The 7,624-nt window shown below is 34.6% G+C and carries 2 protein-coding genes; both read left to right on the top strand.

The window, feature by feature from the left end; all coding sequences use genetic code 11:
* The first annotated feature begins 278 nt into the window (after positions 1-278).
* On the top strand, positions 279-2,051 hold the full coding sequence (locus CYP84_RS01775; RefSeq protein ID WP_103636464.1) for a ShlB/FhaC/HecB family hemolysin secretion/activation protein: 1,773 nt from the start codon (positions 279-281) through the stop codon (positions 2,049-2,051).
* 9 nt (positions 2,052-2,060) lie between these two features.
* The coding region (locus CYP84_RS01770) for a hemagglutinin repeat-containing protein (protein WP_103636463.1) at positions 2,061-7,624 on the top strand (5,564 nt) is incomplete at its 3' end.

The raw sequence follows: 7,624 nt of genomic DNA, 5'->3' as shown, positions 1-7,624 counted from the left end.
TTTAATTACTGAAATTACTAAAGATAAATCAGTTGCGCAATTATATCAAAATAATAATCATTGTCAATATAAAATTAAATTTTACATACAATATGATAAACCAAAATAAATTTGCTTTTGCTATTTGTATATCTAAAAAGTTTCATTTTTGAAATATTTTGTATAAAAATTCTTTTTTCTCATTATATTTTAATATTAGATTAAGATTATATCCTTTATAATGTCACTAAATTATTTTAAAAAATATAACTTTATAGTTATTTCCAAGGAAGGTTAAGATGAGAACTCTCTTATCTTTAAGCATGGTGTGTGCTGCGCTACTTGCTAATGAGACTAATCTAAAAAACGAGTTAAACAACGAAGAGATTAGGGCGAATATGGCAAGCTCTTTTAACGAAAGCTCCAACATAAATTTGCTTAACGAAAAACCAACTTCAGAAGGTAAGCTAAATTTAAACGAAACCCCATGCTTTAAAATAGATAAAATTTCACTTCTTAGTGAGAACAAAGTAGCTAGCTTTAACGCTAGTAGCGGTGCTGATGAGGCTATAATAAGAAAAGCTTATAATGCAAACTACTCTAAATTTAACTCTATTTTAGAGGCTAGCTTAAACAAGCTTGACTTTAAAGCTGGCAGCTGTCTTGGTAAAAACTCTATCAATCTAATCATAAACTCTTTTAACAACGAGATAATAAAAAGTGGCTATATCACTTCAAGTGCGAGCCTAGTTACAAAGAGCCTAAAAGATGCCAAGCTAGAGTTTGTGATAAATCTTGGCTTAATAGATAACATAAGCATAAACGAGCTTGATAGCCAAAGAAACAGAGCGAGCTTATTTAGCGCATTTGGTGAGTATTCTCATAAAAATAAAGTGGCAAATATAAGAGATATCGAGCAGGCTCTTGAGTCACTGCAAAACGTCTCAAAAAATGATGTTAGCATTAAATTCTTACCTTCAAATAGGGCTGGCTTTTCAAATATAGTAATAACTAGAGTTGATAGCTTTCCACTAAAGGCTGCTATTAGCATTGATAACCTTGGCTCAAAACAAAGTGGTAAGTATCAAGGTATGCTAAATTTAAGCACGCTAAATTTACTTGGATTTAACGAAATTTTTAGCTTCTCACGCGGAAAAGATATATTTAAAAAGTATGAGGTTACAAATAAATTTAACGGCGCCACTGATCACGGAGCTTCAAATAACTACTATTACGGCTTTAGTATTCCATTTGGCTACTTCATGCTTGAATACGAAAAGAGCAAATATGACTACGCCCAGATCATAAATGCAGCCTACAATCTCTACACATATAAAGGTAGAAGCGAGAGCGACTCACTAAGCCTTGCTTATACATTTTATAGAGACTCAAATTTTAAAAATAGCGCTTATGTAAAACTATTTAAGAGAAAAAATAAAAACTACCTAGAGGACTACGAGCTAGATAACCAAGCTAGAAGAAATGCCGGATATGAGGTAGGCGTAAAATCAAGCTGGAATTCTTACAACCAAGCTTTTAGCGCCAAGCTAGCTTACAAAAAGGGCACTGGTATATTTAACTCACAGCCCGATCCTTTAGAAGATAGCGGCGAGGCTACATCTAGGTTTGCTCTAATAAATTTAAACCTAAACTACAAATATAAATTTGAACTTCCACTAAGCTATGATCTAAATATCAACGCAAGATATGGCCTAAATAAACTAAGCTTGCAGGATAAATTTAGCATCGGTGGATATCACAGTGTTAGGGGATTTGACGGGGAGAGCTCGCTTGTTGGAAACCACGGAGTAAGCGTAAGAAATACCCTCTCATATAACTACTATAAGAGCAACTCTATCTATGCAGGGCTTGACGCTGGTATGGTAAGAGCAGCAAGTAGCGGCATAAAGGATAAAAACACCCTTGCAGGATACGCCATAGGTCTAAGAGGCAGCATAAAAGCCTACAACAACCTAAGCTACGACATATCTGTCTCAAAACCTCTTTATAAACCAAAGAGCTTTGAAACTAAATCAACAAATGTAAATTTCATCATAAGCTACGAATTTTAAGGATAAAATATGCTAAAGAACAACCAAATTTCAAATGCACAAAAGCCTAGCCTTTTAACCATAGGCTTAAATTTCTACGTAAGTCTCTCTTTGCTACTTGGCACTATGCCAGCATTAGCAAATGAGCCAAGCATCATAGCTGATCCAGGTGCTAGCAACCGCCCTGATATACTAAAAGCTCCTAATGAGACGCTAATAATAAACATCACAAACCCTGATAGCAAGGGCGTATCTATAAATGAATATAGCAGGTTTAATACGCCTCCAACTGGCACCATCCTTAATAACTCTAATAAAAACATAGATACTAAGATAGCTGGCCAGATAGATGCAAACTATAGGCTAAATAAAGAGGCAAGCCTTATTATCAACAAAGTAAATTCGGCTGAGAAATCATCTCTAAAAGGAAATTTAGAGGTTGCAGGTAGCAGAGCTGATGTGGTTATAGCAAACCCAAATGGCATAAGCGTAGATGGTCTAAATATGATCAACTCTCGCTCACTCACACTAACAACAGGCAATATCAATAAACTAAGCCCTAAAGAGATAGAGCTAATATCTAATAACTCTATCGATATCGTAGGGGACGGCCTAAACGATAAGAGCAGCGACTATACTAACGTGATCTCAAATGCCATAAATTTAAACTCAAATATCCACGCAAATGAGCTAAACATCATCGGTGAAAAGGCGGTTGGCTCAAGTAAAGATAGGCTTTATAACGACGTAAAAGCTAAAAACCAAGAAAACAGCTTTAGCCTAGATAGTAGCGCGCTTGGCGGTATGTATGCTAATAAAATCAAACTAGTTGGCACAAGTAATGGCGTAGGCGTAAATAATAACGGTCTAGTTATAGCAAATAACAACATAGAGATAAGCCTTGATGGCGATATAGTTAATGCCGGTGCTATCGCTTCTAACAAAGATGCAAACATAGAAGCAAAGAATATAACAAACAAAGATGAAGCGCTAATAGCAGCCAAAGAGAGCCTTAATATAAAAGCAGACACTTTGGTAAATACCTCAAGCCAAATTTATGCTAAAGATATAAATGTAGAGGCTAAAAAGCTGGTAAATAACTCAAGCTCGCAGGCTAGGGTGGAGAAAAGCTCATTTGCTAAAAATTTAGCTCTAAAGCAAAGTGGTGAGAATAGATTTAAACTTGAAGAAGTAAATTTAAAAGAGATAAAAGAGAAAATAGAGGCTAAATTTAAAAAACTAGGCAAAGAGCTAAGTAAAGAGGAGCTAAATGCTGAAATTTTAAAAGAGGCTATAAGCAAAGATGGCACCCTTTATGCGCTAAATTTACACAAAGACTCATATCTATATGGTACATCGACAAAGGTATTTTATAATCTAAGACTAGACATCGACAAAAACGAAGTAGTACTTGATACTAGTAAAGCAAAAGACCGCGAAGTGCTAAAGAGAATTTACTACTCTATAAACAAAGAAATTTTAAACGAAGAAGATAAGGCAAATTTCATCCCAGGTAGCATAGTAGCAAGCAATGATATAAATTTAAAAACAGATGAACTACTAAATGATAAGAGCTTTATCTACGCTGGCAACGACCTTGTGCTTGATAGCAAAGATATAACAAACGTAGCGCTAAATTTAAGAAGAGATGGCCTAAGCTTTAATGAGTTTAAATGGAAGCAACAAGAGTGGAAAGGAAAAATGGGAAAAGTCACTGGCAAAAAGAAATGGGTGACTAAAGGTGGAAAAAGCACAAATTTTAACTTCTCATACACTGATGTTGGTTTGCCAGCAGTATTTGCAGCGGGCAATAACATAGTAGGAAGCACGCAGGACTTTTCAAGCTACGCACTAAATGATGATATAAAGCTAGCAAATGTTGATCTGGATAAATTCTCTGAGCCAATATTTAATAGCCCAATAATTAAAAACCTAAATAGAAGAGTGAAAAACCAAGGGTATTACTATAGCCTTGATAGTATAAACTCTGCTTATATAGCAAACATCCTTGATAGTTTATATGAAGCTAGAAATGAGAGCATAAGTAAATTTAAAAAAGAGGCCAAAGATAAAAACGTAAAAGCCTCAGCTCTAGTAATGGCAAATAATATAGAGCTAGACGCCAAAGGCAACATAAGCCTAGCTGGCAGCGTAGTGGCTGATAGTCTAAATTTAAACTCACAAAATTTAAACCTAAATCACCTAGAGCTAAACTCTAAAGATCTAAATTTAAAATCAGACGCAGCAAATATCAACTCAAGTGAAATTTCAGCTAAAAATATAAATGTAAATGCCAATAGTATAAGCTTAGACAAAGAGTCATCTCAGTTTAGCAAGGCGTCAAATTTAAAAGCAGACGAGAGCCTAAATTTAAGTGCTAAAGAAAATTTAAACATCGCTGGCTCAAATCTAGAGGCTGACAAGATAAATTTAAGTGCAGATAATATAAATATAAACGCCAAAGAGTTTGCATACAGCCATAGCGCAAAAGAAAAAGGCGTAGAATTTAGCCAAAACATCCAAACTCTAAATAGCGCAAACCTAGACGCAAAAGATATAAATTTAAACTCTAAGTCAAATACCAACATCAGCTCAAGCAACTTAAGAGCTACTAATAAGCTAAACGTAGAAGCTGGAAATGATATATATGTAGTGGGAGCTAATACAAACGAGAGCACGGAAACTAAAGAGAGGTCAAAGGGCTTTTTCTCTAAAAAAGAGTCTCATCTAATGGCTATAAATCAAAAGGTCATTAGCTCAAATTTAAACGCAGGCGATATCAGTCTAAAGGCTGGTGGCAACGCAATAGTAACTGGCTCAAATTTAAGTGCCAAAAATGATATAAACATAGATGCGAATAATATAGGCTTAGCCCCAACAGCTTATAAAAATGATGAGGCAAGAGCTAGCTCTAAGAAGTCATTTGGTGGATTAAAATCTAGCCTTGATATGCACTCTCTTGATAAGACAAACTTACAAGGCTCATCTCTAAGCACTAGTCAAGGAGATATAAATTTAAATGCAAACAACGACATCTCTATAATATCTTCAGATATTAAAGGTGGTAGAAATGTAAATTTAAATGCTGGTAATAACTTGTCTATATTAGCAGCTAAAGAGCAAATAAAAGAAAAAAGCGTTCATAAGAGCTCAAACATTAATATAATCTCATTATTGACATACCCAGGCATGCTGGTGGCTTCTGCGATAGATCCTATTGGAACTGGTTCAAATACATACTTGTTTGAGCAAATGTTTGGAGATACTCTGACTCAAATTTATCGCTCTACATATAACGAAAAGGGAAGTCTTGATACACTAGCGAAGCTTTCAAACATATCTGCAGCCAAAGAGCTCAATCTAAAAGCAAATGAAGCTACTATAACTGCAAATTTATCAAGTAAAGATGATACTAATATAAAGGCAAATTCTATTGAGATATCAAATGCCGAAAACGAGCATAGTAGCTATGAGATATCTAAGAGCAAGGGTATAAATTTACCAAGCACCAAAGATCTTGCAAATGATCAAAAACCAAAACCTATAAAAGAATTTAAGTATGATACTAGCACCAAGACAAGAGTAGCAGACGCAGAGTATGAAAAATCTACCACCGATGTAGCATCAACTAAAGCTATATCGTCAAACCTTGTTTCAGATAAAAATATAAATTTAAATGCAAACGAAGAGATAGGTATCACTGGATCAAATTTGATCGCTAAAGAAGATATAAATCTAATAAGTAAAAATGCAAATATAGATATATTAAATAGCACTGATACTACTGATATATCTAAAACACTAAAACAAGCAAAAGCAGCTCTTTCTATCACTGCCCAAAACGAATACGTAGAGGTGGCTCCAGCTAGTCTTGCTTTGATAGAAGCTATAAAGCAGCTTAAAAAGGTAAAAAAAGAGTATGATAGCTATAAACACACTAGAGATGATCTAAAAGATAAACTACATGAGCTAAAACAAGCCTATAAAAGTAAAACTTCTGGCATAGATGGCTCAGATATAGAAGATCTATCAGATATCCTTGAAAATGTTAATGACGAAGAGAGGTACTATAAGGCAAATATAGCTTTAGCTATGGCAAACGTAGAGGCTAAGAGCTTAGCACTTATAGCTCAAGTAGCAGCAGCTGCAAAGGCAGCATCTAACTGGTATACATTTGGCTTTAGTGTAGGAGTAGCAGCTAGTGTAAATGGTCACAAATCAAAATCAAACTCAAATGAAGTTATCTCTAATCCATCAAATTTAAGCGCAAATAACATCAAGATACAAACTCCAAATGATACAACTGTCACTGGTTCAAATTTAAGTGCCAATAATCTAATAGATATAAACACAAACAACTTAAATATAAACTCTAGCAAAAACACCTATATATCAGAAAGTAAAGACAAAAGCATAGGTGGAACCATGAGATATACTATGTATGGTGGTGGCGGCGGAAGTGCTGGACTAAACTACTCTACTAGTAGTAGTGACACAGAGAGCCTAACAAACAATAACTCTCATCTTTACTCAGCTAAAGATATGAATATAAACACAGCCAATGATGCAACCATCAAGGGAGCAAATTTAAGAGCTGACGAGAGATTAAATTTAAAAGTAGGAAACAACCTAAGCTTAGAGAGTGTAAGAGACAAATACGCATACAACGAAAGAGGATATAGTGTAGGTGTTGGTATAGGATTTAGTAGTGATAAATCACCAAACTCAAGCTTTGCTAATCCATCTAGCGCAAAAGCAACTAGCACCAATGCAAATTTCTCTAGATCAAGCTCAAATACAATAACTAAACAAACCATTCTCTCATCTATAACAGCAAATGAGCTAAACGTCGAGGTAGCAAATAACACCCATCTAAAAGGATCACTTCTAGCAGCAGGAGAGTATGATAAAGATAATACCTTTATAGATAACCACAACCTAAATTTAAAAACAAATACCCTAAGCCATGAGAACCTATCAAATACAAGCTATGCTAAGGGAACAAACTTTAGCATAGGAGCTAACTATATCCTAGAAGATAAAAACAATAAAGATAGCAGATCAAATAACAATCAAGAAGATAAATTTACAGGTCTTAAATCAATAGATCTATCTAACCATAGAAATTTAAGCTACAGCTTATCTAAAAACCTAGCAACTCTAGGTAGTGGCAACATAGAGATAGCAGATAAAGATAACTCTGATGATCTAACAAGACTAAATAGAGATACTACTAAACTAACAAAAGATCTAGTAAATACTAGCATAAGCTCAAATGTAGATGGTAGTATGGATTTAAGGGTGCTAACAGCCGATGGAAGAGAGCAGATAAAGCAAGAGTTAGAAAAAGTTGGACAAGGGATTGCTAAAATTGCTTTAAAGGCTCTGCTTGGCAATGAAGTTTATAAAAACACGGAAATCATAATTGAGAATTTAAAACGAATAAAAGAAACAGACCCACAAAGATATAATGAAATAGTAAAGGCAATCAATGAATATAATAAAGAGCAAGAAGCACTAAAAGGAAGTTTTATCCCAGCAGCTGTTTTACCTATTGCGCCAGCTGTATTAGAATTTTTGAGCAGTCTCAGTTG

This window comes from Campylobacter concisus, from assembly GCF_002912425.1.
In the GTDB taxonomy this organism is placed as follows: Bacteria; Campylobacterota; Campylobacteria; order Campylobacterales; family Campylobacteraceae; genus Campylobacter_A; species Campylobacter_A concisus_AH.
This window is presented reverse-complemented; position numbering and strand designations above follow the sequence as displayed.

Excerpts from the sequence above, each read along its gene's own strand:
- CYP84_RS01775 (WP_103636464.1), top strand. The coding sequence starts at position 279 with ATGAGAACTCTCTTATCTTTAAGCATGGTGTGTGCTGCGCTACTTGCT.